Origin of the sequence: Paraburkholderia sp. BL18I3N2, assembly GCF_003001875.1 — a bacterium.
Lineage (GTDB): Bacteria > Pseudomonadota > Gammaproteobacteria > Burkholderiales > Burkholderiaceae > Paraburkholderia > Paraburkholderia phytofirmans.
In genome coordinates this window covers 168,214-194,870 of the sequence record NZ_PVNC01000011.1, presented here as the reverse complement: position 1 = coordinate 194,870, position 26,657 = coordinate 168,214, and the positions used below count along the sequence as shown (strand labels likewise).

The following is a 26,657-nucleotide window of genomic DNA, read 5'->3' as shown; positions in this document are numbered from 1 at the left end:
GCCGGCGGCTCAGCCGCGCCCAACCCGAACCAACAGGACAGAGACGGAGCCTATGACGATTCGCGCCCTGCACGTCGCAAGCGAGCTGTATCCCCTCCTCAAAACGGGCGGTCTCGCCGACGTCGCGGGCGCGTTGCCGCCCGCGCTGATCGAGCGCGGCGCCGATGTGCGGGCGCTATTGCCCGGCTTTCCGGCGGTGGTCGCCGGCCTGACCGACTTGACGCCGGTCGCGCAACTGGGCCGCCGCTTCGACGCGCCGGGCGTCACGCTCGAACGGGGCACGCTGGCGTCGAGCGGCCTCGTCGTCTATGTGATCCGCGCGGCCACGCTGTATGACCGGCCCGGCAATCCGTATCTGAACGACGAGCATGTGCCTTACGGCGACAACGCGCAGCGCTTCGCGCTGCTCGGCTGGGTTGCCGCGCAACTCGCCCAGCAACTGGACCCCGCCTGGTCGCCGCAGATCGTTCACGCGCACGACTGGCACGCGGGGCTCGCGCCGGCCTATCTGAAGGCGGCCGAACGCCAGCATGGCAAGAGCCTCGCGCGCAGCGTCTTCACGGTGCACAACCTCGCGTATCAAGGCGTATTTCCCGCGCATCAGTTCGGTCAGCTCGGCCTGCCGGACGATTTTTTCAGCGTACACGGCGTCGAGTTCTATGGGCAGATGTCGTTTCTCAAAGCGGGGCTCTACTACAGCGACCGGATCACCACCGTCAGCCCGACCTATGCACGCGAAATCCAGACGCTCGCCCAGGGTGGCGGCCTCGACGGTCTGCTGCGCCATCGCGCGCACGATCTGAGCGGCATTCTGAACGGTGTCGACTACACGGTCTGGTGTCCCGGTACCGATGCGCTGCTCGAGAATCACTACACCGCGACGCGGCTCGCGGGCAAGCTTGCGTGCAAGGAAGCGCTGCAAAAACGCTTCGGCCTCGCGCAGCAAAGCGACGCGCTGCTGTTCGGCGTGGTGAGCCGGCTGACCGAGCAGAAGGGCCTCGATCTGCTGCTCGAAGCCGTGCCGGAAATCATCAAACACGGCGGGCAGCTGGTCGTGTTCGGCACCGGCGACCCGGCGCTGGAGAACGGTTTGAAACGCGTCGCGCATACGCATCCTGAGTCCGTAGCGGTGGAACTGGGATTTGATGAAACGCTTGCGCATACGATCGTCGCGGGCAGCGACGTGATTGCGGTGCCCTCGCGGTTCGAGCCATGCGGTCTCACGCAACTGTATGCGCTGGCCTATGGATCGCTGCCGCTCGTGCATTGCGTGGGCGGCCTCGCGGACACGGTAGTGGACGCGTCGCTCGAAAATCTCGCCGACGACCTCGCCACCGGCTTCGTGTTCGAACGATTCGACCCGAAGGGGATCGGCGCGGCCATCCGCCGCGCCTTCGCGCTCTATGGGCGCCGCACCGAATGGAAGGCGGCCCAGCGGCGCGCGATGCGCCAGGACTTCGGCTGGGGCGCCTCGGCGGAGCGTTATATGGCGTTGTATCGCGAGCTCGCCTGAGTTCGAACGGCTGTAGGCCGCGCAGCATTTTGCAAGCGGGGGCTGGCTCCGCAGCCGTCCTCCAGCGCGTGCGCCTCTGATGGTTCGGCGCAACAACTCGGGGACGGATCGACTCGCGCGCGGCAAACTCATGTATTGTTGCCTGACGATGCAGCGCGTGCCGATTTCCTGCACCATCTGAAGCAATCCTGCCGCATGAGGCGTCCGGTGCTTGCCGGATCGCCGCCGCGGTGCACCCTTCCCGTTTTCATTGATCGCGCAGACCCGTTGCGCGGGCCACACCATGACGAAAAGCGTTCTGAGCATCCAGTCACATGTCGTCTTCGGTCACGCCGGCAACAGCGCGGCGGTGTTTCCGATGCGTCGGCTCGGCGTCAATGTCTGGCCGCTCAATACCGTGCAGTTCTCGAACCACACGCAATACGGCCATTGGACCGGCAGCGCGATCGACGGCTCGCAAATGGAAGATCTGGTCGACGGCATCGGCGCGATCGGCATGCTGCCGCGCTGCGATGCGGTGCTGTCCGGCTATCTGGGCACGCCCGAACAGGCGCAGTCGGTGCTGGAGATCGTCAAGGCCGTGAAGGCCGCCAATCCGCGCGCCTGGTACTTCTGCGATCCGGTGATGGGCGCGGCGAGCGGCTGCAGAGTCGAGCCGGGCATCCAGGAGTTTCTCGTGCGCACCATGCCCGAGATGGCCGACGCCATGGCGCCGAACCACACCGAATTGCAGCGTCTGGTGGGCCGCGAGATCGAAACGCTGGAAGAAGCCGTGACCGCATGCCGCGAACTCATCGCGCGTGGGCCGAAGCTGGTGCTGGTCAAGCATCTGCTCGATCGCAACAGTCCCGCCGACCGCTTCAACATGCTGGTCGTCACCGAACGCGAATCGTGGATGGGGCAACGTCCGCTCTATCCGTTCGCGCGGCAACCGGTGGGCGTGGGCGATCTGACGAGCGCGGTGTTCGTCGCGCGTACGCTGCTCGGCGATTCGATTCGCGCGGCCTTCGAGCACACGCTGGCCGCCGTGAATGCGGTGGTCAAGACGACCTGGCAGGCTGGGCGCTATGAGCTCGAACTGGTGGCCGCGCAGAATGAAATCGCGCAGCCGCGCGAGTGGTTCGATGCGTGGGTGGCGGATACGGCGTGAGTGGCGGGCGCGCACGGCGCTTCAGGCAATCCTCAGCGCTAGCCAGGCGCTGATCCGAGCAACGCAAGCAACTCGTAATGTGCGCCGTGCGGCCGCCGATCCGCGCGGCGTCTCTCGACTGTCAGCCGGCCGTCCTATAATGCGTGCCGCGTGGACAAGGCACCTGCCCGCCCACACCGCCTTTTTCAGGCATCCGGCATTCAGCAAACGAGGCATCGATGGACGGTTATATCCGCAGCGAGCGGGAAGAATTTTTTGAGCAGTTGTGCATCAGCGTCGACGCTGACGAGGCGCACGAACAGGAAGCGATCGAGTTCTTCGAGAGCCAGTTCGACCAGGCCGACTTCGATCCGGCGCAGTGGCTCGACATCGCTTTGTACTATTCGCCGGCGGTAGCGCGCGGCATCGTCGACATGGTGACGCCGGACGACAAGGCGCGCAGCAATATCTCCGAAGTGATCGCCGATAACCTCGACATCTCGTACGGCGAGGACGAGTGCCAGCAGTTCGCCGAGACCATCGAGTTCGCGCTGAACAACGGCGTGCCGGTGGACCTCGACCTCGTGCTCGACGGCTGCCAGCGTGCCCTCGACGATCTCGACACCTGGGCCGACGAGGACACCAAGGCGCCGCTTCTGCGTCTGCGTGAAGAGTTGTTGCGGCAGCAAGGCGAGCATTAAGCGGTTGGGTTTGCAGGCCGTAACGAGCTTCTATCTTGACGCGCCGTTGGCGCAAAATCGCCCCGCTACAGCGCGACGGTCGTGTTGCCTGCGCATTCGCTCACGTCTCGGCGCGTGGGGTCACACGGCTCGCAGGTCGAGTGCCGCTTCAGTGCCAGGGTCGCACGGGCCGTAGCTTTAGTCCCACTAGCGCATGAGCCACACGGCCGGCGGGTTTATTCCCGCTTTAGCGCATGGGCCAAACGGCCGGCGGGTTTATTCCCGCTACAGCGGCTGACCCACACGGCTCGTCGGTCCAAACCTGCTACAGCCACCACCACACAGCCGTCGCGCTCCCGGCCGCCTCTTAAGCATATGCCGCAATCGGCACCCTCGCGCCCGCATTGGGACGCCGCCAGCGAACGCGCTGCGCGGGCTATGCCGAAATGCTCATTCAAAGCGCCTCGAACTGCCAAGACGGTGCTAATTTGGCTTTCTATATTCGCGCCAGATTGATCACCGCTTGAACGCCGATGCGCGCAAGTGCGCGCATTCCCGCATTGTTCAAAGCGACCGATCATTCGTAGTCTCTCGATGCGCGCCATCCGAAGTCCATGTGCGCGCGTCGAACCAGCGTTACTGCCTTGCCGCTTTCACAACCTGAAACTGTCGATGGAAGGAGAGACCATGAGTCTTCGCTACACGCTGAAACCGCTTGCCCTGTTCGTTGGCGCTATCTTCGCCATCGCGCCGCCGGCCAGCTTCGCCGACGACCTGCCGGTGAAGGTCGGCTTTGCCGCGCCGCTGACCGGCGCCAACGCCGGCTACGGCAAGGATCTGGAGAACGGTGTCCGGCTCGCGCTCGAGGAAGCCAACGCGCAAAAGATCAAGATCGGTGACAAGGTGGCCCAATTCCAGATCGTCTCCGAAGACGACCAGGCCGACCCGCGCATCGGCGTGCAAGCCGCGCAGAAGCTGGTCGACGCCGGCGTGTCGGCCGTGGTGGGCCACTTCAACTCGGGCACGACGATCCCCGCCTCGCAGGTCTACGAGCAATCCGGCATTCCGGTGATCGACCCGGCCGCCACCAACCCGATCATCACCGGACGGGGCTTCGCGAACACCTTCATGGTGATTTCCACGGACGCGCAGAACGCCGGCAACGCAGGCGTCTATGCCGTGGAAGTGACCAAGGCCAAGCGCATCGCGATCATCGACGACCGCACCGCCTTCGGCCAGGGCGAAGCGGACGAGTTCGAGAAAGCGGTGAAAGCGCACGGCGGCAACCTCGTGGCGCGTGAGTACACCGACAACAAAGCGGTCGACTTCAGCACGCAGATCACCAAGATCAAATCGACCAATGCCGATCTGATCTTCTTCGGCGGTCTGGACACGCAGGCTGCCGGCTTCGCCAAACGCATGAAGCAACTGGGCATGAACGCGCAACTGGTGGGCGGCGGCGGCGTGATGGATCAGGACTTCATCAAGCTCGCGGGCGATTCAGCCGAAGGCGTGATGGCTTGGGAATATGGACGGCCACTCGCGCAGTTGCCGGGCGGCAAGGATTTCTCCGCGAAGTTCAAGAAGCGCTTTGGGGTGGATATCCTGTCGTATGCGCCGTTCGGCTACGACGGCGCATGGGCCGCGATCAAGGCCATGCAGAAGGCCAAGTCCACTTCGCCGAACGACTACCGGTCCACGCTCAAGGCCATCGATTTCGAAGGCGTGACCGGCAAGATTTCCTTCGACAACACTGGCGCGTTGAAGAGCGGCGCATCGACGCTTTATCAGGTCAAGAATGGCGCGTGGGTGCCCATCGTGACCAAGAGCGGGAGTTAAGGCGCGTGTGGCCGCGGCACGGGTTTCAATGCGTGGCGCCCGTGCCGGCGCCATCGCTATGGGTTCTTCGACTTGGCGGCCTTGACCACCAGTTCGGCATCGAGATCCCGTTCGATTCGAACGAGATCATCGTGCATCTCGGCGAACTCACTCGCGGAGCACATCTGATGACCAAAGGCGGCACGCAAGTGCCGCCTGACCTGCAAGACTCGCGCGGCAGGATCGTAGACGTAGCGGGAAGAAAAGGTCAGAAAGCGGTTTTGCGCCGCCGTGTCGGAAGGCAAATCCGTCACTCGTACGAAGCGCGGCAGCGTCATTTCCAGGGTCTCGTCAAACTCTCCGCCGATGCACGTCCAGGGCTGAGTCCTCGATGGCTCCGCGAGCCACGCCTGCACCTGGGAGCCCATGCCGCCGGAGAAACTCGTCAAGGCCGGTACCGCCGTGGTGCCGTCGGTCCAAACGAAGTGCTCCACCTTCCCTTGCATCGACGTGGCAAACGGTCCGCTCGTCGCGTTGAGATCAGCCGTGCGCAATTGTGTCGTGCCGTGCAAACCCGTCTGCAACAAACGGTTCGCGGCGATCTGCTTCGTGCGTTGCCGCGTCGAGCGCCGAAAGGTATTGCGCTCGATCTCGGCGGTAAAACCCGCGTCCTCCGCGCGATAAGCGTAATTCGCCGCCCCGCTTTCATCGATGTCGATCTGCACGCGCGCGCTGCGCTCGCGCAACTGCGTGGCCGGCGTGCGCGACAACACGCCCTCGCCGACCAGCAAGACCGGCCGGTCCATCACGTTCGGCGGCAGATAACCGAACGCCGTGCCGCCCGCCGTCGTGTCCGCATACAACGACAACTCAGGAATCCAGATAATCGCGTGATTGATCGCGCTTGATCCGTAGCCGGGCACGTCCGGCAAACTGTAGTACGGCCCGAGATTGAGCAGCACCGCCTCGCTACGGATGCCGACCGCGGCCAGCAACGCGCCGTAGAGCGCGACGTGGTCCTTGCAGTCGCCGTAACGGTTGCGCAGGATGTCGGTCGCCCTGTGTGGAATTGCCGCCGTTTCGCCGAGAAACAAGGCGACGTAGCGGATATTCAGACGCATCCAGTCGTAGAGCCGTTGCGCCTTCACGCGCGGATCGTCGGTGCCGGCGCTCAGCGCTTGCGCGAGCCGGACGATCGCCGGATCGCCAGTCGTCGCGTCGGTTGCGGGGCCACGATAGCGAGCGGCAAAATTCGCGAAGTCCGGCACCGTCGATACCATCAGGCGATCGCCCCAGTTCGCGTAGCCGACCGAGCCGGCTTCGAGCGGCGCATACGGCCCGTGCCGGTAGTCGAACTCGTAGCGGGTACGGCCGTTTGCCGTGACCGGCGGCACGGCGACGTAGCCGCGCGCGTCAGCGTAGAGCGGCACGTCGGCGGGCAGATCGAAAATCAGGCGCTGCAGTTCGACCGGGTCGCGCGTCGGCTCGACAAGGTACGCGAAGGTGCCCGCCTGCAAGGGCTTCGTGCGCGTCTTGCGAAACGCCAGATGCACGCGCGAGCCCGGCTCCACGCCCGGAAAGATCACCGTGCGCAACACGCCGTCCTCGAAACTCGGCGCGCCTGCCGAGCGCGGCTCCTGCACGTCGCGGATCGCCTCGGGACCGACCGGATGCGCAACGCCGTCCGCGTCGATCGTTTCAGCGGCCAGCAACTGCACCTGCTCGATGCCCTTGTTGAACCACACGTAGCGTTGCGCGATATCGTCGACGCCGCTCGTCGTGTTGGCGCGCAAGACGGTGTCGTCGTGTTCCTCGACGGAGCCGTCTTTCTGGATCGTGAAGAGATGAACGTCGCGCTCGATCGTGGAAGGCGCGCGATCGTCGCTGGATGCGGTGGACGCGCTGTCGTCGGCCAACGCGCTGAGCGCGACGCATGCGCCCAGCGCCGACCCGCAGGCCAGCTTGAGAAAAAACGCCGCGCCCCGCGTCATGTGTGCCGCGCCCTGCCCCGCGCGCCATCCTGTCGACAACGGGCAAGCGCCTGCTGCAGCGTGACGGCAATTTTCCCCAAGATGCACCTCGGCTGAGTCCGTATCGTGGTTTTAGCACAATGATGGCCTGCGCGCTCCGGCCTCGGTCCGCCGATGCTGATCGATGCGATGGCACGCCGATTCGATGGCACTTTACCGGCATCGCGCGGCGTTCGTTCCGTTGGACGAGCGTGGCGCCGGCGCACGACGCGGCCGGCGTGGATACGCGAGGCCGAATTTTCACGGCCCGCCGCAGGACTTTCTCTCAGCCTGCGTAAGCAAGCGCTAACTGGCGGCTCGCTGCCTCATTCCGTCTCGCCGAGTTGCCCGAGCAACGCCTGCAATCGCTCGACGTGCCTGAGCAGCAGATGCCGATGCTTTTCGATCTGCTCAAGCCGTCCCGCGAGATCGGCCTGGATCGGGTCGTCGAGATCGGCGGCGGCGATCACGTCCTCCACCTTCGCGCGCATCGTCGCCAGTTCGACCGGCGCGTGAGTCAGATGCCGCTCGAAACGCCGCACGTCCTGCATCGCCACATCGCGAACCTTGCGAAAGTGCGCCTGACGCCGATGCGCTTCCGCGTCGAGGATTTCTTCCTCGACGCGCTTGGCCGGCCCCGGCTGGCCGAAAATCGGTTCGGGCGGCCGCAGCACTGACTTCTTTCGCACCGGATGCGCCGTGCCGCGAAACCGCGCGAGCGGCTGTTCGTTGTCGATCGCTTCACGCGCGTTGGGCGGGATGTCCTGCTCGGTGTGCGGCGCGTTCATCCAGCCGCCCGGCAATCCCGTGACCGCTTCGATGCCGCGCACGAATTCCTCGCTGAATTCGCGCTGGCCGGACAACATCAGTTTCAGATAGCTCGCGGAGAAGGTCATCATGCGCGCGAGTCGCGTCGCCGCGCCGACCTCGCGGGTCAACAGCACCAGGTTTGCTCGCCAGACCGGGAGCAGCAATTCGTCGGAATCTTCCATCGCTGGGTCTTCCATCTTTTTGCCCGATGTAGTGATCACGCGCGTCGCGCGTTATCGTTTTGAAAGGGTAGACGCTTCACCGCATGGCGCGCAATCCCGGAATGCCATTGTGTGAGCGTCGAACTGTCGTAAATACACGCCACCGCGCAATTACGCACCATTGCCCGCTATCCATTGCCGGTGGCGGCTCACCACGATCGTCGTTGTGAATTGACACCTGCGTTTGCTCAGCGTTCCTCTGCTCCGTGCGCGCGATGTGGCATGCTTGCGAGCGGTAGCGGCACGCCCCGTGCTGCTCCGTTAGTACCCCAACACTGATTTAAGGATTTTGTAATGAAGAAGATCGTCCTCGCCATCGCCGCAGCCGCTGCAGCCCTGAGCGCCATCGCTCCCGCGCAAGCTTATGAACATCACCACCCTGTATGCCACAAGGTGCATGTTCATCATCACTGGGAAAAACGCTGCCACTAATGGCAGTGCCACGCCCTGACCGGCACGGCACGTCGTAGAGCCTCGCTAAACGCGAGGCTTTTTTTCGGCATCAGGTCGAAGCAGAGCAAGCAGATGTCTTCAACGCTCTATACGTTCTGCGCGAAAACGGCAGCATGCAATCACGGACACATGCTGTTACACCTTTGCGGTGTCAACCGACGCGCTTTCATCGTGCCGCACAGCTTGCGCGGCACGATGAAGCGCGTGGAAAAAGAAGAGAAGACGAGCGGCATGTCACGCCGTCGTGACGCGCTCCAATGCTTTCACGACGAGCGCTTGCAGCAGAGGCTCGACTTTCGCGGCCAACGTTTCGTCATACGCATACGGCATGTGCTCTTCCATATACGTGATCTGCGAGAGTTCGAGTTGCAACGCATGCACGCCTTGCGACGGCTGGCCATATTCACGCGTGATATAGCCGCCCTTGAAGCGGCCGTTGGCGACAGCCGTATAGCCGCCGTCGTATCGCTCGACCGTAGCGGCCATCTCCTCCGCCAATCCCGCCACCGCGCTCGCGCCGTTCGAGGTGCCGAAGTTGAAATCGGGCAGACGCCCCTCGAAAAAACGCGGCACGTGCGAGCGGATCGAATGCGCTTCCCACAGCAGCACCTTGCCGTGTTTCGCTTTCAGCGCCGCGAGTTCGCCTTGCAGCGCCTCATGGTAAGGCTTCCAGTAAGCGTCGCGACGGCGCGCGGTTTCGGCCTCGTCCGGCAGATGGCCGTCCAGATACAACGGCTCCTTGTCGAACGTATCGACCGGCAGCAGACCGGTCGTGTCCTGGCCCGGATACAGATTCGCGCCATCGGGTGGACGATTCAAGTCGATCACATAGCGCGCGTAAGTGGGCGCGAGAATCGACGCGCCCATGCGTTTTGCGAACGCATAGAGACGGTCCAGATGCCAGTCGCAATCGTCGGTGCGCTGCGCGGCGGGCGTCATCGTCGTGGCGATGTCGGCCGGGATTTGCGTACCCAGATGCGGAATCGAAATGAGCAGCGGCAGGTTTCCGCGATGCAGCGAGAAAACCGGCGGAGTGTTCGAAGCAGTCATGTCAGTCCGGAATCGATAGGATCGAAGGATCAGTTCAGCAACTCATGCGACATGCGCCGGCAAGTTGGCGCGTCGTTCATTTGAGCAGGTCCGCCAGCGCCACGCGATAGCGCGCGTATGCGCCCTCTTCATCGCGATGCCTGCGGTTATCGACGACCTTGTCGCCGCCCGCATAGACGTCGCGGATCGGTGTTTCGCCATGCTCGCAGAATACAACGCCCGAGAGCCAGGCGTCCGGTGCATGCTCGGCAATGCTCGAATGATCCGCGTCGAGCACGAGCCAATCGGCGCGGCGGCCCGCCTGCAGCGCGCCGACCGCGCGGCCCGTCGCGTGCGCGCCGCCTTCGAGCGAGGCGTCGAACAGACGATCTGCGACATGCGTGGCCTGCGCCGACGCCAGCACGTTGCGCTGACGGCGCGTGAGACGCTGGCCGTATTCGAGCAAACGCAACTCCGCGCGCCAGTCGATGCCGATATGGCTATCCGAGCCCACGCCGATGCGCCCTTGCGCGTCGAGATATTCCTGCGCCGGAAAAATGCCGTCGCCGAGATTCGCTTCGGTGGTTAGACACAAGCCGGCGACCGCGCCGCTTTTCGCGAGCGCCAGTGTTTCGTTCGCATCGACGTGCGTGGCGTGCACGAGGCACCAGCGGCTGCCGACATCGAAACGATCGAGCAGCCATTGCACTGGACGCGCGCCTTCGGTTTCGACGCACGCATCGACTTCGGCGGTCTGCTCGGCGATATGGATATGAACGGGCGCCGTGTTATCGATGCCGCCGAGCAGCGTACGCAACGACTCCGCGGAGACGGCGCGCAGCGAATGCGGCGCCACACCGTAACGCAACGCGGCAGTTTCAGGGCGCGCCGCGCGCAATGTGCCAAGCAGATCGAGCAGACTCTCTGGCGTGTTGATGAAACGCTGCTGATCTTCACGGGGCGCGCGCGAACCAAAGCCGCTGTACTGATAGAGCACCGGCAGCATCGTCATGCCGATGCCGCTCTTCGAGGCCGCATCCACCACGCGTTGTGCGAGTTCCGCCTGATTCGCATAGCGGATGCCGTCCGGCGTGTGATGCACGTAATGGAACTCGCACACCGATGTATAGCCCGCTTTCAGCATTTCGATGTACAGCCATTGCGCGACGCTCGCCAGGCCTTCCGGCGTGATGCGCGCGGCGAAGCGATACATCAGGTCGCGCCAGCTCCAGAAGTTATCCGTGGCGCCCGCGCCGGATGCGCGATATTCGGTGAGGCCGGCCATCGCGCGCTGAAATGCATGCGAATGAAGATTCGGCATGCCAGGCAGTACCGGACCAGCAGCTTTCTGCACGCCAATAGGCGGCGTCGACGTATCGGGCGTGACGGCGGTGAGCGTGCCGTTCGTGTCCCACTCCAGCAGCACGTTGCGGCGCCAGCCATCCGGCAGGTATGCGTACTCGGCGAATAGCGATTGATTCGATTGCTTGTGCGGTTCAGTCATCTCAGGCCCTAGCTCAATTCACGCCGCGTATAGACGGTCTCGCCTGCACGCACGACTCGCGCGCACAGCGGACGTCCAATCCAGTAAGCCAGCTCGGCCAGCGAATCGACCGACCACACCGCGAAATCCGCCGCGCGTCCCGCTTCCAGCGAGCCGTGGCGATCCGCCTTGCCGAGTGCGCGTGCCGCGTGCGACGTCACGCCTTGCAGCACTTCGGGCACGGTCATGCGGAACAGCGTGGTGGCGATGTTCATCATCAGCAGCAGCGACGTGGCGGGTGATGTGCCGGGGTTGCTGTCGGTCGAAATCGCGATCGGCACCTGATAGCGCCGCAGCAATTCCAAAGGCGGCAACTGCGTCTCGCGGATGAAGTAGTACGCGCCCGGCAGCAGCACAGCCACCGTGCCCGCTTCCTTCATCGCGGCGACGCCGGCTTCGTCGAGAAATTCGAGGTGGTCGGCGGACAGCGCGTGATGACGCGCGGCGAGTGCCGTGCCGCCGCCGTTCGACAATTGCTCGGCGTGCATTTTCACCGGCAGCTTGTAACGTTCCGCCGCCTTGAAAACGCGCTCGCTTTGTTCCAGCGAAAAACCGATGCGCTCGCAGAACACGTCGACCGCATCGACGAGGCCTTCGTCGGCGAGCGCGGGCAGCATGGTGTTGCAGACTTCGTCGATGTACGCGTCGGCACGGCCGGCGAACTCGGGCGGCAGCGCGTGCGCGCCGAGAAACGTCGTATAGACGGTCACGGGATAGCGCTCGCCCAATTGACGCGCGACGCGCAGCATCTTGCGTTCGCTCGCGAGGTCGAGGCCGTAGCCGGATTTGATCTCGACCGTGGTCACGCCTTCGGCGAGCAAGGGTTCGAGACGCGCGGCCGATTGGCGGAACAGCGACGCCTCGTCTGCGGCACGCGTGGCGCGCACCGTGGAGACGATGCCGCCGCCCTGCCGCGCGATCTCTTCGTAGCTGACGCCCGCGAGGCGCTGCGCGAATTCGTCCGCGCGCTGTCCGCCGTACACGAGATGTGTGTGGCAATCGACGAGACCCGGCGTCACCCACGCGCCGAGCAGATCTTCGCGCGGCCATGCGGCGTATTCTGCGGGTAATGACGAAGCCGCACCGAGCCATACGATCGTGCCGTTTTCAACGGCGATCGCAGCATCGGGCAGCGTGTGTTGGGGATCGCCCTGCGGGCAAAGTTTAAGGTGATGCCAGACGGTTTGCTTCATCGCGTGCTCTTTGCAGCTTGTTGCGTGTCTGTGGTAGTTCGCGTACAAACGCCGTAAAGGACGCAGACGTGCACGCGAATCGTCGTCATCGTTGCTTGTAACGGATGCTGATTGCGAGCAAGGCACCCGCGCCTTCGACCGTGCATGACAGCGCGCTGGGCGTGTCGATGCGCAGCGTGTCGCCGGTGGCAAGCGACAGTGCTTGCGCGTCGCCCGGCGTAACCGACACCGAACCCTCCGCGCAATACAGCAGGACCGCGTCGGCGGAAAGCGTGCGTTGCGTTGCGCCGCGCCAGACTTCCACGTCGCCCTGCGCCGCCTCACGCCGCACCATCAGGTTGAAGTCGCGAGTCGCGCCGTCGACCAGACGCGCGTCGATTTGCGCCTCGCCGGCGAAGCGAGCCATGTCGAGCGCTTGCGTCAATGCATGCGTCTTCACACCGTGCGCGCTATCCGCTTCGTCGAGCAACATGCCCGCGCCGGACAGCAGCACAAGCGTACGATCGATGCCGGCAAAGCGCGAGAACGGCCCGGCCTGCGCGACATCGGCCACGCTCACCCGCCACACGAAGGCATCGAGCCCCGCGCCTTCGGGAAACGCCGCCACTTCACGCGTGACGCCGCCGCCGTTCTTCCACGGCGCCGCCACGAGGTCGGCGCCGCGAATCAGCGTGAGGCTTGCGCCGTTGCCCACAGGCGCGCTGTGAGGCATGCCTTGAAACGCCACGCTCAACGGCCCAGCATCGGCAGATTGAGACCCGCCTCGCGCGCCGTTTCCTGCGCGAGTTCATAGCCCGCATCCGCATGACGCATCACGCCGGTAGCCGGGTCGTTGAACAGCACGCGGCCGAGGCGCTCTTTCGCCGCATCCGTGCCGTCCGCGACGATCACGACACCCGAGTGCTGGCTGAAGCCCATGCCGACACCGCCGCCATGATGCAACGAAACCCACGAAGCGCCGCCCGCCGTGTTCAGCAGTGCGTTGAGCAGCGGCCAGTCGCTGACCGCGTCCGAGCCGTCCTTCATCGATTCGGTTTCGCGATTCGGGCTCGCCACCGAACCGGTGTCGAGGTGATCGCGGCCGATCACGATCGGCGCCTTCAACTCACCGTTCTTCACCATCTCGTTGAACGCCTGGCCCAGACGATAGCGATCCTTCACGCCGACCCAGCAGATGCGCGCCGGCAAGCCCTGGAACGCGATACGTTCGCGCGCCATATCGAGCCAGTTGTGCAGATGCGGATCGTCAGGGATCAGTTCCTTGACCTTGGCATCGGTCTTGTAGATATCCTCAGGATCGCCCGACAGCGCGACCCAGCGGAACGGCCCCTTGCCTTCGCAGAACAGCGGACGGATATACGCCGGCACGAAACCCGGGAAATCGAACGCGTTTTCCACGCCCATTTCCAGCGCCATCTGGCGGATGTTGTTGCCGTAGTCGAGCGTGGCCGCGCCGCGCTCCTGCAGCGTCAGCATGGCCTGGACCTGCTTGGCCATCGATTGCTTGGCCGGCAGCACGATGCTGTCCGGCACGGTCTTCTGACGCTCGCGCCAGTCTTCGACATTCCAGCCTTGCGGCAGGTAGCCGTGAATCGGGTCGTGCGCGCTGGTCTGATCGGTCACGCAATCCGGCGTGATACCGCGCGTCACGCATTCAGCGAACACATCCGCCGCGTTGCCGAGCAGGCCGATCGACACCGGCTTGCCGGCTTTCTTCGCTTCCTCGAGCATGGCGAGCGCCTCGTCGAGGGTCGCTGCTTTCTTGTCGACGTAACGCGTCTTCAGACGGAAGTCGATACGCGTCTCGTCGCATTCCACCGCGATCATCGAGAAACCGGCCATGGTTGCCGCCAACGGTTGCGCGCCGCCCATGCCGCCCAGGCCGCCCGTCAGAATCCAGCGGCCCGACGGATCGCCGTTGAAATGCTGGTTCGCCACCGAGAAGAACGTCTCGTAGGTGCCCTGCACGATCCCTTGGCTGCCGATGTAGATCCAGCTGCCCGCCGTCATCTGGCCGTACATCATCAAGCCCTTGCGATCGAGTTCGTGGAAGTGTTCCCACGTCGCCCAATGCGGCACGAGATTCGAATTCGCCAGCAGCACGCGCGGCGCGTCGGCATGCGTGCGGAACACGCCGACCGGCTTGCCCGATTGGATCAGCAGCGTTTCGTTTTCTTCGAGATCTTTCAGCGACTTGAGAATCTGATCGAAGCAATCCCAGTTACGCGCGGCACGGCCAATGCCGCCGTACACGACCAGCGCATGCGGATGCTCGGCGACTTCCGGATCCAGATTGTTCTGGATCATCCGGTACGCGGCTTCCGCAATCCAGGTCTTGCAGGTCTTTTCCGCGCCGCGCGGTGCGCGGATCGTGCGGGTAGGATCGAGACGCGGGTCGATGTGTTTCGGGTTGTTCATGGTGGCCCTCGGAATGCTTGAAGATGGTCGAAAAAGATTCGGGTACGGCAAAAACGGCGATGTCAGAAATGTCCGGTGAAGCGATAACGGCTGCCGGGGTGCCAGAGATTGGCGATCGATGCCACCTGGCTTTGCGACCACGTGCGCCGATGGAGCACGAGGCATGGTTCGAGTTCGTCCATGGTCAGCAACTCGCGTGTATCGCCGTCGGCAGCTAATGCCTCGATGCGGTACTCGACCCGCTGCAACGGCGCGACCCGTACGAGGTACTGATTCGGCGTGGTATTCGTGAAGTCCTGCAGCGCGTACTCGGGCGCGACCGCGGGATTGACCCAGCGCTCTTCGAGTTGCACCGGCTCGTCGTTTTCGAAGTGCAGCACACGCGAATGAAACACCGGACTGCCCGCGCTCACCTGCATTTCCTCGGCGAGCGCTTCGTCGGCAATGCTCGCGCCGATGTGCAGCACGTTCGCCTGATAGCGATGACCGCGCGCGACGATTTCGTCGGAGATGCTGCGGATCGCCACCAGCGTGGATTCGTACTTGGGGCGGGCCACGAAGGTGCCCGACCCTTGCACACGCGTGAGCACCTGCTCCGAAGTCAGCTCGCGCAACGCGCGGTTGACCGTCATGCGCGCCACGTTGAATTCGCGCGCCAGCTCGTTTTCGGAGGGCACCTGGTCGCCTTCGCCCCATTCGCCCGCATGAATGCGCGCAAGGATGAAGTCCTTGATGCCCTGATAGGCCGGTGCGTTCATTGGCTTGCTGTGCCTCGCTGACTGCTTACTGTTCGGACGCGAAGGCGAGCGGGCTCAGCTTCGCGATCGTGCCGTCCTGCACGAGACGCGTGACCGCCGCGATATCCGGTGCGAAGTAATGATCGAGTTCGTAGTGCGCGACGTCCTTGCGCACCACGTCCATCACTTTCTGCAGGCTCGGACTGGTCTTGTGCGGCGCGCGCAGATCGACGCCTTGCGCGGCAGCGAGCAGTTCGATCGACAGGATGTTCGCGGTGTTTTCCGCAATGTCGCCGAGCTTGCGCGCGGCGAAAGTAGCCATCGACACGTGGTCTTCCTGGTTGGCCGACGTGGGCAGCGAATCGACCGATGCCGGATGCGCGAGCGTCTTGTTTTCAGAAGCGAGCGCGGCGGCCGTGACGTGAGCGATCATGAAGCCCGAATTCACGCCACCATCGCGCACGAGGAACGGCGGCAGGCCCGACAGCGTCGCGTCGATCAGCAGCGCGATGCGCCGTTCGGCCAGTGCGCCGATTTCGGCGGCGGCGAGCGCGAGGTTGTCGGCGGCGAAGGCCACCGGCTCCGCGTGGAAGTTACCGCCCGACAGCACTTCACCGGTGTCCGGGAAAATCAGCGGATTGTCGGAGACCGCGTTCGCTTCGAGCAGCAGCACGTTGGCGGCGTGGCGCATCTGATCCAGACACGCGCCCATCACTTGCGGCTGGCAGCGCAGGCTGTACGGATCCTGCACCTTGTCGCAATCGGCGTGCGAAACGTTGATGCCCGAGCCTTGCAGCAGTGAGCGGTATGCCCCGGCCGCGTCGATCTGGCCTTGATGACCGCGCAGTTCGTGAATGCGCGCGTCGAACGGCTTGACCGAACCCATGGCCGCGTCCACCGACAACGCGCCCGACACCAGCGCGGTGCGGTACAGGTCTTCGATGGCGAACATGTTGTAGAGCGCGAGCGCGGTCGAAGCCTGCGTGCCGTTCAGCAGCGCCAGACCTTCCTTGGCTTGCAGCGTGAGCGGCTTGAGGCCGACGAGCGCGAGCCCTTCGGTGGCCGGCATGCGCTCGCCCTTGGCGAACACTTCGCCGACGCCGAGCAGCGTTGCCGACATATGCGCGAGCGGCGCGAGGTCGCCGGATGCGCCGACCGAACCCTTCACCGGAATGACCGGCAGCACGTCGGCGTTGTACAGCGTGATCAGCGCTTCCATCACTTCGCGGCGGATGCCCGAGTGACCACGGCCGAGGCTCGAGAGCTTCAGCGCGATCAACAGACGCACGACCGGACGCGACATCGGCTCACCCACGCCGACTGCATGCGAGAGCACCAGATTGCGTTGCAGCAGTTCGAGCTGGTCGTGCGGGATATGCGTGCTGGCGAGGCGCCCGAAGCCCGTGTTGATGCCGTAGGCCGGCTCCCCCTTCGCGGCGATATCCGCCACGGCTTGCGCGCAGGCGTCGATCGCGGCGTGGCTGGCGGGATCGAGTTGCAACGCGACGTGTTCGCGTGCGATCTGGCGCAGTTGCGGGAGGGTCAGGTAGCCGGGCTTCAGAGTCATCATGGTTGTCGTCCTGTCTATACAATTTGAGAGAAGTCTAGCGGCGTCGGCTTGTATATACAACTTGTTTTTTGCGGTTTTGGCCTAGGGGTTTCCATTAGGGCAAAACGTAAGCTTGGCTTGGATCTTGCCTCTGCGGGATTTCCTGCTGCTCCGCGTCGTGGGTTGCCTTCTGAGCGCCCGGATCTCAACTTGTATATACACGTTCAAAATCGCAAGCGCGAGGCGTAAAAAATATTCGGCACGTGAACCGGCGCGCTTTGCGGCCTGCTTTGCGGCCTGCTTCGCGGCCTACAAGAGCGTTATAGAAGAGACGACTCGAGACGACGCAAAAAAGCCCGCGCGCTCAGGCGAGCCGCGGGCTTCAGCTGGTTCGACTAGTGATGGAACAGCGCCGCTAAAGCTTCACGCGCGCCGCGATGAAATCCAGAAAGCACTGCACGCGCCCCGCCAGCGACGCGCTCTGGTAATACACCGCGCTCACCCGCTGCCGCTCGTCCGCCAGCACGTTGCCGAGAATCGGCACGAGACGCTTTTCGCGCACGTCGGCCGCGCTCATAAAATCGGCGAGACAGGCGATGCCCCATCCCGACAGCACCAGTTGCCGCAACGTCTCGCCGCTCGATGCGGTGATCGCCGGTTCGATCTTCAGGGTTTCCGCGCCGCCCTTGCGCCCTTCCCGCAACGGCCAGCGGTTCAGATGCTCCGGCGCGGTAAAGCCGATCAGCCGATGCTCGCGCAACGCTTCCACCGATTTCGGCTCGCCGTATTCGGCCAGATACGCCGGGCTCGCGAGCACCCGCAGCTTGCTGGTGCCGAGGGCGCGCGCATGCAAAGTCGAATCCTGCAATTCGCCAATGCGGATCGCGATGTCCACCTTCTGCTCCAGCAGATCAACGATCCGTTCATTGCTGGTCAGCTCCAGCCTGATCTCCGGATACAGCGCCGAAAACGCCGTCATATGCGGCGCCACGCAATGCAGCATGAAGGGCGACGCGGCATCGACCCGCAGACGCCCCGAGGGCCGCTCGCGTCCGCGCGTGACGGATTCCTCGGCCTCTTCCATCGCGTCCAGAATCGCTCGCGCGCGCTGCAGGAAGGTTTCGCCCTCTTCGGTGAGTTGCAGACGGCGCGTCGTGCGCCTTACCAACGCGGTGTCGAGTTTCTTTTCGAGGCGCGTGAGCGCGCGGCTCACGCCGGAGACGGTCTGATTCAGTTTCTCCGCAGCCGCCGTGATCGAACCGCTGTCGATCACCGTGACGAACACCAGCAACTCGTCCGTGGAAGTTTTCATTGTTGATTTGAAATCAAGATTGATTTGAGACTAACACGGTTTTTGCGAGAATCAAGTCGGTGGATACTGCGTGCATGTCATCGTGTTTCTCATCAAGGAGAACGTCTTGAAGATTTTCATCACAGGTGCAAGCGGTTTTATCGGCGGCTCGATCGCAGCACATCTGGCGCGCGCCGGCCACACCGTACGCGGTTTGATCCGCAACCCCGAACATAGCGCCGAACTGCAACGCCTCGGTATCGAACCGGTGATCGGCACGCTCGACGACCGCGCGTTGCTGATCGCCGAAGCGCGAGCCGCCGACGCCGTCATCAACGCCGCGAGCAGCGATCATGAAGGCGCGGTTAAGGCGCTGATCGACGGACTCGCCGGCTCCGGCAAAACGTTTCTGCATACGAGCGGTTCGAGCATCGTCGGCGATGCGTCGGGCGGCGAAGCGGGTCAGGCGCGCATCTATCACGAGGACGCGCTGCCCGAGCCGACTCCCGACAAAGTGGCGCGCGTCGCGATCGACCTGCTGGTGCTCAATTCGGCCAAGCTGAATATCCGCTCGGCCGTGTTGTGCAACACACTGATCTACGGCCACGGCGCGGTGCCGGGCAGCGCGAGCGTGCAACTGCCGCGCCTCGTGCGTCAGGCGCAGAAGAGCGGCGTGGTGCGTCATGTGGGCAGCGGCGGCAACATCTGGTCGAACGTGTTTATCGACGATGTCGCCGAACTGTATCGCCTCGCGTTGGAGAAGACGCCGGCTGGCACCTTCTACTTCGTCGAAAGCGGCGAGGCGTCGTTCCGCGACATGAGCGCCGCGATTGCGCGCGCGATGAAGCTCGGCGAGCCGCAAGACTGGCCGCTCGAAGACGCGCAAAAGGAATGGGGCTACGAAATGGCCTCGTACGGCCTCGGCTCGAATAGCCGCGTGCGCGGTGAACGCGCCCGCAAGCTGCTTGGATGGCAACCGAAGCGCACGTCGGTGATCGACTGGATCGAGCACGACATGATGTCTCCGGAGCATATGTCGTCCGCGGCGTAAGCCAAGGGGATTTCCATTCAGGCGTCCGGAGGTGCCCCGCAAGAGGCTTCTTCCGGGCGCCGATGGCGCATGCCAAAGCGTAATTAGTGTAAGCGTTGTCGTTGCGAATCCGTAAGCTCGACTCGATAGAATCGCGCTCACCTGATCGTGCGATTCGACAATCCGAGCCGCACATGAGCCCGGATTTATCGATGACTTTGGCGCTGAATTTCGATTGGCTGACTAATCTGCTGGCGATTCTCTTCGTCGTGGCGTGTCTTTACGATACATGCTACGACGAATACGGCACGCTGACGTTGTCAGCGGCCGCGATGGGACTCGTCGTGATGGCGATCGAACTGTTCCTCAGGCCCGCCTTCGACATGTCGCTTTAGATGCTAGCGCGTCGAGCGTGACGCCACACGCGGTGACGTCGCTACCACTACGGCCCCGCTCATCCACGAGCGCCAGCCGCTTCATCAAACCGCCACTTCCGGCGGCGCCCGACGAAAACAGCGCGTGATCCAGCCGAGATAACACAAGCCCAACACGAACCACGCCGCGCCGAGCACCAGCGCTGTCTTCTCGAGGCTCACCAGCAGCCACACGTCAGCGAGTGCGCCAGCCAGCGGAAACAGCAGGCCGCCGAGCACGCCCATTGCATTCGCACCGCCCTTCGCGTTGAAGAACTGGCGAATCACGCAGAGATTGACCGCCGTGAACGCGAGGAACGCACCGAAGTTGATGAACGACGTCGACGTCGCCACATCGAGCTTCAAGGCGACGAGACCGATGGCGCCCGCGATCGCGATGTTCAGCGCCGGCGTCTTGAACTTCGGATGCACGAAACCGAAGATGCGTTTGGGCAGCACTTCATCACGGCCCATCGCATACAACAGACGTCCCACGCTCGCCTGCGCCGAGATGCCCGAGGCGAACTGCGCGAGAATCAGGCCCGCCAGAAACACCGTGACGAAAATATCGCCGCCGACTTTGCGCGCGACTTCGAAGGCCGCCGAATCCGGGTCCTTGAACACCGCGCCCGGATGCGCGAGCTGCACCGTGTACGCCGCGATCACGAAGATCGCGCCGCCGATCAGCGCGATCAGCACGATGGCGCGCGGCATGGTCTTTTCAGGGGCGATGGTTTCTTCCGTCAACGTCGAGACCGCGTCGAAGCCGAGATACGAATACGCGGCGATCGCGGCGCCGGCCATCGTCGCCGAGAACGGCACGTGCGGCTTGAAGAACGGCTCGGCCGAAATCAGACCGCCGGGTCCAGCGGCCGCCGTCACGTAGTGACAGCACAGCACGACGAACAACGCGACGATCGCCAGTTGCACCACCATCAGCACGATGTTGAAACGGTTCGCCAGTTCAATGCCGAGTATGTTCAGCACACTCGTCAGCACAATGAAAGCGACGATCCAGATCCAGCTCGGCACGTGCGGAAACGCGGCGCTTAGATAAGCGGCGCCGATCAGCCAGATCACCATCGGCAGGAAAAAATAATCGAGCAAGGTGGCCCAGCCGATCATGAAGCCGAGATGCGGGTTGAAGGTTCTGCGCGTGTACGTATAGGCCGAACCGGCCACCGGGAAGAGCCGCGCGAGCTTGCCGTAACTGAGCGCGGTAAACACGATCGCAATCAGTGCGATCAGATACGCGAGCGCCGCGGTGTCCTGGCTGGCGCCCGCCAGCACGCCGTATGTGCCGTAGACGATCAGCGGCGCCATGTAGGCGAGGCCGAACAGCAGGACCGAAGGCAGGCCGAGTGTGCGCTTCAGATGTGCGCTGCGCGGGGCCGCGGGATCGGCGGCGGGTGATGATGAAGTCATACAGTGTCTCCTCTTGCGAATGGACAAGCGTCGCCCCGGGCACGCTATGGCACGCGCCCCGGTCGAGCCGGATCGATCGGACTTGCTGGCAGCGCGGGAATCGCGCCGATGGTCTTTGCCTGATGTGCCGGGCTTCTGCTTTGCATCGCTGAAGCGACGCGCGCGCCCGGTCGTGTGTCTTCGTGTATCTGTCTGGGTGTTCGCTTCAGCGGGCGCGAATCACGCGTGCACGCTGACCCTGTGCGCCTTCTTCGGTGCCGAGGTCGAGTGCGATGCGCGCGTCGTGCAGGTAACGGTAGTGCTCACGCGCGCCTTCCAGACGCGCGCGGTCGAGCGTTGCGCGCAGCACGGTTTCCTGCTGGCCCGCGTCGCTCACCACCTCGCCGAACGGATCGATCAGCGCCGATTCGCCGGGAAACGTGAGGTTATCGTCTCCCCGGCCGATACGATTGACGAGCGCCGCGAACATCTGGTTTTCCATGGCGCGTGCCACGATGGCGCGGCGATGCACCGGCCCGAATGGATCCATGTTGCCGTTGGTCACGATCAGCAGGTCGGCGCCGAGCGAGGCGACCGCGCGCGCCGTTTCGGGAAATTCGATGTCATAGCAGATCAGCAGACCGACGGTCATGCCTTTGAAGCTGCATACTTCGTAGCGGTCGCCCGGTTCGAACACGCCGACGTCCGAGGCCCACAGGTGCGTCTTGCGATAGCGCAGCGCGATCTCGCCGCGTTCGTCGACCAGCACCGTGGTGTTGAAAAAGCGGCTGCCGTCGCGCTCGGCGAGGCCCACCGCCACCGCCACGCGTGCTTCGCGCGCCGCATGGCGCACCGCGGCGAGCGACGGGCCGTCGATGGTTTCCGCCACTTCGCGGACGTTGTCGCGCGTAGGGAAGCCCGACAGCGTGGTTTCGGGAAACACGATCAGATCGGTTTCGGCCGAACGCTGACCGATGATTTGCAGCACGCGTTGCACGTTCGCGCCGCCGACGCCCACGGCGCCATCCACGACGGGGATCTGTGCGAGTTCGAGTTGAAGCATTGTGTCTCCTGTCGGTCCATGCTGATTCGCTTCGCGTTGATCAGCGGCTGTTTTACTCCGCCTCGCGATCAGGTTGGGCCTATTATTACCAGACATATTTTTGTTCGTAATTACCCTGCTGGGTTACCCTCATCGGAGCACGCATGGAACTCGAATGGCGCGATCTGGCCTTTCATCGCGAGATCGGCGCGGTTATCGAAGCCCTCGATAGCGCGCACTTCTGGACTCGCCTTACGCGCGCGCTCGAACGCTATGTGGCCTTCGACAGTTGGGTCGCGTTGCGTTTCACACCGGGCGAAGCGCCGCTCGTCTGCGCCGAATCGCCCATGCCCGACGGCACCGTGGACGCGATGTTCCAGGACTACCTGGCCGCGCTCTATCAACTCGATCCGTTCTATATCGCCGCCACCGAGAAGCCCGCATCGGGCTTCGTCACGTTAGCCGATGTCGCGCCCGACAACTTCTCGATGACCGATTACTACCAGCGGTACTTCAGGAAGAATATCGTCGGCGACGAAGTGCATTTCAATTACATGATCGACGCACGGCATACGCTCGCCTTTTCGATCGGCGCAACGCAACGCTACGGCGAGCGCGATCTGGCGGTGCTCGCGCTGTGCGCGCCGTGGGTGATCGCGTTGTTGCGCCAGCGTTTGCCGTACGAGGCGTTCGGCGCGCCGCAACCGGCCTCGGCCGATGCCACTGCCGAAGCCGCAACGGAAATGGAAGCGCCCACGGACACCCCCGCCTACGCCGCGCGCTTCGAACAGGTCGCATCTTCGGGCGGCCGAGCATCGCTCACGGCACGCGAAGTGGAAGTGGCGATGCTGACCTTGAGTGGATTTTCGACCCGCGCCATCGCGGAGAAACTGGCGATCTCGTTCGAGACCGTGCGCGCGCACAAGAAGCACATCTATACGAAGCTGAACGTCAATTCACAGTCGGAACTTTTCGCGCTGTTTTACGAAGCGGGACGCCAGAGTGCATGACGTCCCCCCTCTAACCGCGCGGATCCAGGCTAGCGTTGCACACCATCAAGAACTACATGCGGCGCATCCGCCTTGCGGCTTCTCTTCATAGCGGTCGTGATGCCTGACCCAATCGGTGAGATTGTGGTCTTCATTGCGGCCCTTCGGCGTGACGTCCAGATGCGCGTAGGTGTTGATGAAGCGTTCGTCGCCGCGTCCATAGACGGAGTACGTGTGATACACGTCGCCCTTCTCGTCCTTGTAGAACACGCTATGGCCGTGTTGCTCGTCGATGCCGACGTCCTGCTCGGTGAAGTTGTAGAACGCCTTCTTGCTCTCCAACTGTTCGGGCGTGAACGACACGTGATAGTCGAAATTGAAATCGCTGCCGGCTGATGACACCCACGGGAAGGTCCAGCCCATGCGTTTCTTGAAACCCTCGATCTTCGCGAGCGGCGCGTGCGACACCGTCACGTACGATACATCGTGATGCTCGAGATGCGTGACGATCCCCGTCATATGATCCGACAGGAACGAGCAGCCGACGCAGCCTTCTTCCCAATCCGCGCCAAACATGAAGTGATAGACGATCAACTGGCTGCGTCCGTCGAACAGATCGGCCAGCGTCTTGCGGCCCTGCGGTGTATCGAAGGTATAAGTCTTGTCCACCTTGACCCAGGGCAGCTCGCGACGTTTGCGCGCAAGTTCGTCGCCGGCGCGCATGTGCGCTTTCTCTTCGGCTAACAATGCCGCGCTGGCGGCCAGCCACTCCTCTTTCGATCCCGTACGGTGTTGCGGTTCCATATGCGTCTCCTTCCCTGCATCGAGCAGACTAACGAAAACAAACGAACTCACTCCACGTAGCGTTCCAGCGAATCGATCCCGTCGGTCCAGCCGCGGCGATGATCCTCGCACTGCGCGTCGTCGGCGAGACGTTCGTGCGTGAGCGTGAGCCATGTGGCGTCGCCGTCCGGTTCCAGCAGCAGCGTGACCGGCGATTCATGTTCGGGGCTGTAGCGCCACACCCATGTGAAGACGAGCTTACGGTCGGGCACCACCTCCAGATACTGACCGCCGACCTCGACCTCATTGCCGTCCGGCTTGCGATAGACGATCACGTAACGTCCGTCGACGCGCACATCCATTTCCACGCGCACCACGTCCGCGCCGCCCGGATGCATCCACGTCATGAATTGCGCCGGTTCCGTCCAGGCGCGGAAGACTTTGGCGGGCGCGGCGTTGAGACGCCGCTGGAGGGTGAGGCTGGGCCGGGTGGACATGGAGCTTGTTCCTCTTCGACGAAAGCGGCAAGACGATCGAGTGATTCGGACCAGAAGCACCGATAGCGGCCAAGCCATTCCATGGCTTCTTCCATCGGCCCGGCGGACAGGCGGCACGCCACCGTGCGGCCGGTTTTGCTGCGCGTGATGAGACCCGCCTCGCTCAACACGTCGAGGTGTTTCATCACAGCGGGCAAGGACATCGCAAACGGCTCGGCGAGTTCGCTGACCGACAGATCTTTCGACGACAGACGCGCGAGCAACGCACGCCGTGTCGGGTCGGAGAGCGCAGCAAAAGTGCGATCGAGTAGCGCTTCGTTAAACTTAACCATGAGGTTAAGTATAGAAATGAAGCAGCTAAAGTCAAGGACAGGTACGCGTTTTCGTCAAGCGCGCGAAATGTAATGTGGGGAGCACGGCAAAAAAGATACGCGGCGTGCCGCAGATCAAGCCTGCAACGCGTCGCGTCAAAGGTGGAGAACAAACGACTACAGGCTCGAGCAAAGCAGCCAGAAACGCACCGCCCTGCTCTCGCTTTCCAGCACAGATCCAACAGTCCGATACTGCAACCCGGCGAAACCCAGGCAGCGCCCGAGTTCATGACATAACGATCAGATCGCCCAGCCGCCGAGATAGAAACCGACCAGCACGATCGCGATGACAACCGTGCCCACGTTCAGCTTGCGATATTCGCCGCTGACCACGCGGCCGATCACCAGCGTCGCGAAGCCGAGCATGATGCCCGTCACGATGTTGGCGGTCAGCACGATGAACACCGCGCACATCAGGCCCGACATCGAGTCGACCATGTCGTCCATATGCAGCTTGCTGACGTTCGAGAGCATCAGCAGACCCACGTACATCAGCGCGGGCGCCGTTGCATATGAAGGCACGAGGGCCGCGAGCGGCGAGAAGAACATCACCACGAGGAACAGCAGACCGACCACCGCTGCGGCCATGCCGGTCTTCGCGCCTGCCGCCACGCCAACTGTCGATTCGATATACGCCGCTGCCGGCGCACCGCCGAGCAGGCCCGAGAAAATCGAGCTCAGCGAGTCGGCCGTCAAGGCGCGGCCACCGTTGATGATGCGGCCGTTTTCATCGAGTTGCCCCGCTTGTCCCGCGACGGCGCGGATCGTACCGGTAGCGTCGAACACCGCCGTCATCACGAGAGCCAGCACGCTAGGCAGCACCGCCATCGACAACGCGCCCTTGATGTCCATCGCACCGATCAGCGAAGCGTGACCCGGCGCGCTGAGCGACGGCACCGCGAACACGCCGTGGAACGACATGGCCGGATCGATCACGAACGCAATCGCCGAAATCGCCACGATCACGAGCAGGATCGAGCCCGGCACGCGGCGGCGCACCAGACCGAAGATGGCCGCGAGACCCGCCACCGACATGATGGCCGGCAACGCCGTGATATTGCCCAGCGCCACCGGCAGACCCGCGCCCGGATTCTTCACGACGAGGCCCACGTCGTTGGCCGCGATCAGCAGCAGGAACAGGCCGATGCCGATGCCCGTACCGTGCGCGATGCCCGTCGGCAGATTGCGCAGAATCCATGAACGCACGCCCGTCACCGAGATCGCGGTGAACACCACGCCCATCAAAAACACCGCGCCGAGCGCGACGTTCGGATGCAGACCCTTGCCGAGCACGAGGCCGAACGCGGTAAACGCCGTCAGCGAAATCGCGCAGCCGATCGCGATCGGCAGGCGCGCCCACACGCCCATCAGCAGCGAGCCGAAAGCCGTGGTCAGACAGACGGCGACGAACACCGCGCTGGTGTCGAAGCCCGCTTTGCCGAACATGCCCGGCACGACGAACACGGAATAGACCATCGCGAGAAAGGTTGTGATACCCGCGACGATTTCCTGCCGCTGCGAGCTGCCGCGCGAGGAGATTTCAAAGTAGCGGTCGAGAAAGCCCTTTCCGTCGAATGATTCGGCGCCGACTTCAGAAATCGGTTGGGCGTGGGGTTCCATCATGATGAGTGCCTCCTTTATCAGCGTGCTGAAGCGGCCGCCGGTGCGGTCGCCATCAGGGTCGTCTCGTTGCGTTGGTTTAATGTGGGTGGGGTCTTTTTGCTGTCTCGAAATG

At 63.4% G+C, this 26,657-nt stretch carries 24 protein-coding genes; 8 read left to right on the top strand and 16 right to left on the bottom strand.

Annotated features, from left to right (window positions below; genetic code table 11):
- Window positions 1-52 precede the first annotated feature (52 nt).
- The 4 genes from glgA to B0G75_RS26020 all read left to right on the top strand — a co-directional run bounded on the left by glgA (window position 53) and on the right by B0G75_RS26020 (window position 5,161).
- Complete coding sequence (gene glgA, locus B0G75_RS26035) at window positions 53-1,513, top strand: glycogen synthase GlgA (protein ID WP_106312359.1); 1,461 nt, start codon at window positions 53-55, stop codon at window positions 1,511-1,513.
- Window positions 1,514-1,796: 283 nt separating this feature from the next.
- Complete coding sequence (gene pdxY, locus B0G75_RS26030; RefSeq protein WP_106312356.1) at window positions 1,797-2,663, top strand: pyridoxal kinase PdxY; 867 nt, start codon at window positions 1,797-1,799, stop codon at window positions 2,661-2,663.
- Between the two features lie 218 nt (window positions 2,664-2,881).
- Window positions 2,882-3,343: a hypothetical protein gene (locus B0G75_RS26025; protein WP_106312353.1), complete on the top strand. Its 462-nt coding sequence runs from the start codon at window positions 2,882-2,884 to the stop codon at window positions 3,341-3,343.
- A gap of 666 nt (window positions 3,344-4,009) precedes the next feature.
- The gene (locus B0G75_RS26020) at window positions 4,010-5,161 is read left to right on the top strand and encodes a branched-chain amino acid ABC transporter substrate-binding protein (protein WP_106312350.1); all 1,152 of its coding nucleotides are present in this window, start codon (window positions 4,010-4,012) and stop codon (window positions 5,159-5,161) included.
- A gap of 56 nt (window positions 5,162-5,217) precedes the next feature.
- Here B0G75_RS26020 and B0G75_RS26015 read toward each other — a convergent pair whose 3' ends face one another.
- Both B0G75_RS26015 and B0G75_RS26010 read right to left on the bottom strand, forming a co-directional pair.
- Window positions 5,218-7,131, bottom strand: a complete 1,914-nt coding sequence (locus tag B0G75_RS26015; protein WP_106312347.1) for a DUF3857 domain-containing transglutaminase family protein — start codon at window positions 7,129-7,131, stop codon at window positions 5,218-5,220.
- Between the two features lie 344 nt (window positions 7,132-7,475).
- Complete coding sequence (locus B0G75_RS26010; RefSeq protein WP_106312344.1) at window positions 7,476-8,141, bottom strand: hypothetical protein; 666 nt, start codon at window positions 8,139-8,141, stop codon at window positions 7,476-7,478.
- A gap of 333 nt (window positions 8,142-8,474) precedes the next feature.
- Between B0G75_RS26010 and B0G75_RS40790 the strand changes: the two genes are divergently transcribed.
- Window positions 8,475-8,612, top strand: a complete 138-nt coding sequence (locus tag B0G75_RS40790) for a hypothetical protein (protein WP_181309343.1) — start codon at window positions 8,475-8,477, stop codon at window positions 8,610-8,612.
- A 255-nt stretch (window positions 8,613-8,867) separates the two neighbouring features.
- Here B0G75_RS40790 and hutG read toward each other — a convergent pair whose 3' ends face one another.
- The 8 genes from hutG to B0G75_RS25970 all read right to left on the bottom strand — a co-directional run bounded on the left by hutG (window position 8,868) and on the right by B0G75_RS25970 (window position 18,414).
- Window positions 8,868-9,683 carry an N-formylglutamate deformylase gene (hutG, locus tag B0G75_RS26005; RefSeq protein ID WP_106312341.1) on the bottom strand — a complete coding sequence of 272 codons (816 nt, stop codon included), beginning with the start codon at window positions 9,681-9,683 and terminating at the stop codon, window positions 8,868-8,870.
- Window positions 9,684-9,759: 76 nt separating this feature from the next.
- Window positions 9,760-11,166 (bottom strand): formimidoylglutamate deiminase, encoded by a 1,407-nt coding sequence (locus B0G75_RS26000; protein ID WP_106312338.1) that lies wholly within the window; start codon window positions 11,164-11,166, stop codon window positions 9,760-9,762.
- A gap of 8 nt (window positions 11,167-11,174) precedes the next feature.
- Window positions 11,175-12,398: an imidazolonepropionase gene (hutI, locus tag B0G75_RS25995; RefSeq protein WP_106312335.1), complete on the bottom strand. Its 1,224-nt coding sequence runs from the start codon at window positions 12,396-12,398 to the stop codon at window positions 11,175-11,177.
- Window positions 12,399-12,483: 85 nt separating this feature from the next.
- On the bottom strand, window positions 12,484-13,110 hold the full coding sequence (locus tag B0G75_RS25990) for a HutD family protein (protein WP_106312484.1): 627 nt from the start codon (window positions 13,108-13,110) through the stop codon (window positions 12,484-12,486).
- Window positions 13,111-13,127: 17 nt separating this feature from the next.
- Window positions 13,128-14,816, bottom strand: a complete 1,689-nt coding sequence (gene hutU / locus B0G75_RS25985) for a urocanate hydratase (protein ID WP_012432559.1) — start codon at window positions 14,814-14,816, stop codon at window positions 13,128-13,130.
- A gap of 62 nt (window positions 14,817-14,878) precedes the next feature.
- Entirely contained in the window at window positions 14,879-15,574 is a 696-nt protein-coding gene (hutC, locus tag B0G75_RS25980) for a histidine utilization repressor (protein ID WP_012432558.1), read from the bottom strand.
- A 25-nt stretch (window positions 15,575-15,599) separates the two neighbouring features.
- The gene (gene hutH, locus B0G75_RS25975; protein WP_106312332.1) at window positions 15,600-17,123 is read right to left on the bottom strand and encodes a histidine ammonia-lyase; all 1,524 of its coding nucleotides are present in this window, start codon (window positions 17,121-17,123) and stop codon (window positions 15,600-15,602) included.
- Between the two features lie 394 nt (window positions 17,124-17,517).
- Window positions 17,518-18,414, bottom strand: coding sequence for a LysR family transcriptional regulator (locus tag B0G75_RS25970; RefSeq protein ID WP_106312329.1), 897 nt, complete (start codon window positions 18,412-18,414; stop codon window positions 17,518-17,520).
- Window positions 18,415-18,520: 106 nt separating this feature from the next.
- On the opposite strand from B0G75_RS25970, the gene B0G75_RS25965 reads away from it, so the two are divergent.
- Window positions 18,521-19,444, top strand: a complete 924-nt coding sequence (locus B0G75_RS25965) for an NAD-dependent epimerase/dehydratase family protein (protein WP_106312481.1) — start codon at window positions 18,521-18,523, stop codon at window positions 19,442-19,444.
- Between the two features lie 191 nt (window positions 19,445-19,635).
- Entirely contained in the window at window positions 19,636-19,818 is a 183-nt protein-coding gene (locus tag B0G75_RS25960; protein ID WP_106312326.1) for a hypothetical protein, read from the top strand.
- Window positions 19,819-19,902: 84 nt separating this feature from the next.
- Here the strand turns inward: B0G75_RS25960 and B0G75_RS25955 are convergent, their stop codons facing one another.
- Together B0G75_RS25955 and B0G75_RS25950 are read right to left on the bottom strand one after the other, a co-directional pair.
- Entirely contained in the window at window positions 19,903-21,261 is a 1,359-nt protein-coding gene (locus tag B0G75_RS25955) for an APC family permease (protein ID WP_106312322.1), read from the bottom strand.
- A 205-nt stretch (window positions 21,262-21,466) separates the two neighbouring features.
- Window positions 21,467-22,303: a carbon-nitrogen hydrolase family protein gene (locus B0G75_RS25950; protein WP_106312319.1), complete on the bottom strand. Its 837-nt coding sequence runs from the start codon at window positions 22,301-22,303 to the stop codon at window positions 21,467-21,469.
- A 143-nt stretch (window positions 22,304-22,446) separates the two neighbouring features.
- Here B0G75_RS25950 and B0G75_RS25945 point away from each other — a divergent pair, with 143 nt between their 5' ends.
- Window positions 22,447-23,292 carry a helix-turn-helix transcriptional regulator gene (locus B0G75_RS25945; protein ID WP_106312316.1) on the top strand — a complete coding sequence of 282 codons (846 nt, stop codon included), beginning with the start codon at window positions 22,447-22,449 and terminating at the stop codon, window positions 23,290-23,292.
- A 45-nt stretch (window positions 23,293-23,337) separates the two neighbouring features.
- Here the strand turns inward: B0G75_RS25945 and B0G75_RS25940 are convergent, their stop codons facing one another.
- From B0G75_RS25940 to B0G75_RS25925, 4 genes are all read right to left on the bottom strand, one after another.
- On the bottom strand, window positions 23,338-24,075 hold the full coding sequence (locus B0G75_RS25940; protein ID WP_106312313.1) for a thioredoxin family protein: 738 nt from the start codon (window positions 24,073-24,075) through the stop codon (window positions 23,338-23,340).
- 47 nt (window positions 24,076-24,122) lie between these two features.
- Window positions 24,123-24,461 carry an SRPBCC domain-containing protein gene (locus B0G75_RS25935; RefSeq protein ID WP_258194690.1) on the bottom strand — a complete coding sequence of 113 codons (339 nt, stop codon included), beginning with the start codon at window positions 24,459-24,461 and terminating at the stop codon, window positions 24,123-24,125.
- Window positions 24,458-24,883, bottom strand: a complete 426-nt coding sequence (locus B0G75_RS25930) for a helix-turn-helix transcriptional regulator (protein ID WP_106312307.1) — start codon at window positions 24,881-24,883, stop codon at window positions 24,458-24,460. The genes B0G75_RS25935 and B0G75_RS25930 overlap by 4 nt, the downstream gene beginning before the upstream one ends.
- Before the next feature lie 279 nt (window positions 24,884-25,162).
- Window positions 25,163-26,545 (bottom strand): NCS2 family permease, encoded by a 1,383-nt coding sequence (locus B0G75_RS25925; protein WP_106312305.1) that lies wholly within the window; start codon window positions 26,543-26,545, stop codon window positions 25,163-25,165.
- Between the last annotated feature and the right edge of the window lie 112 nt (window positions 26,546-26,657).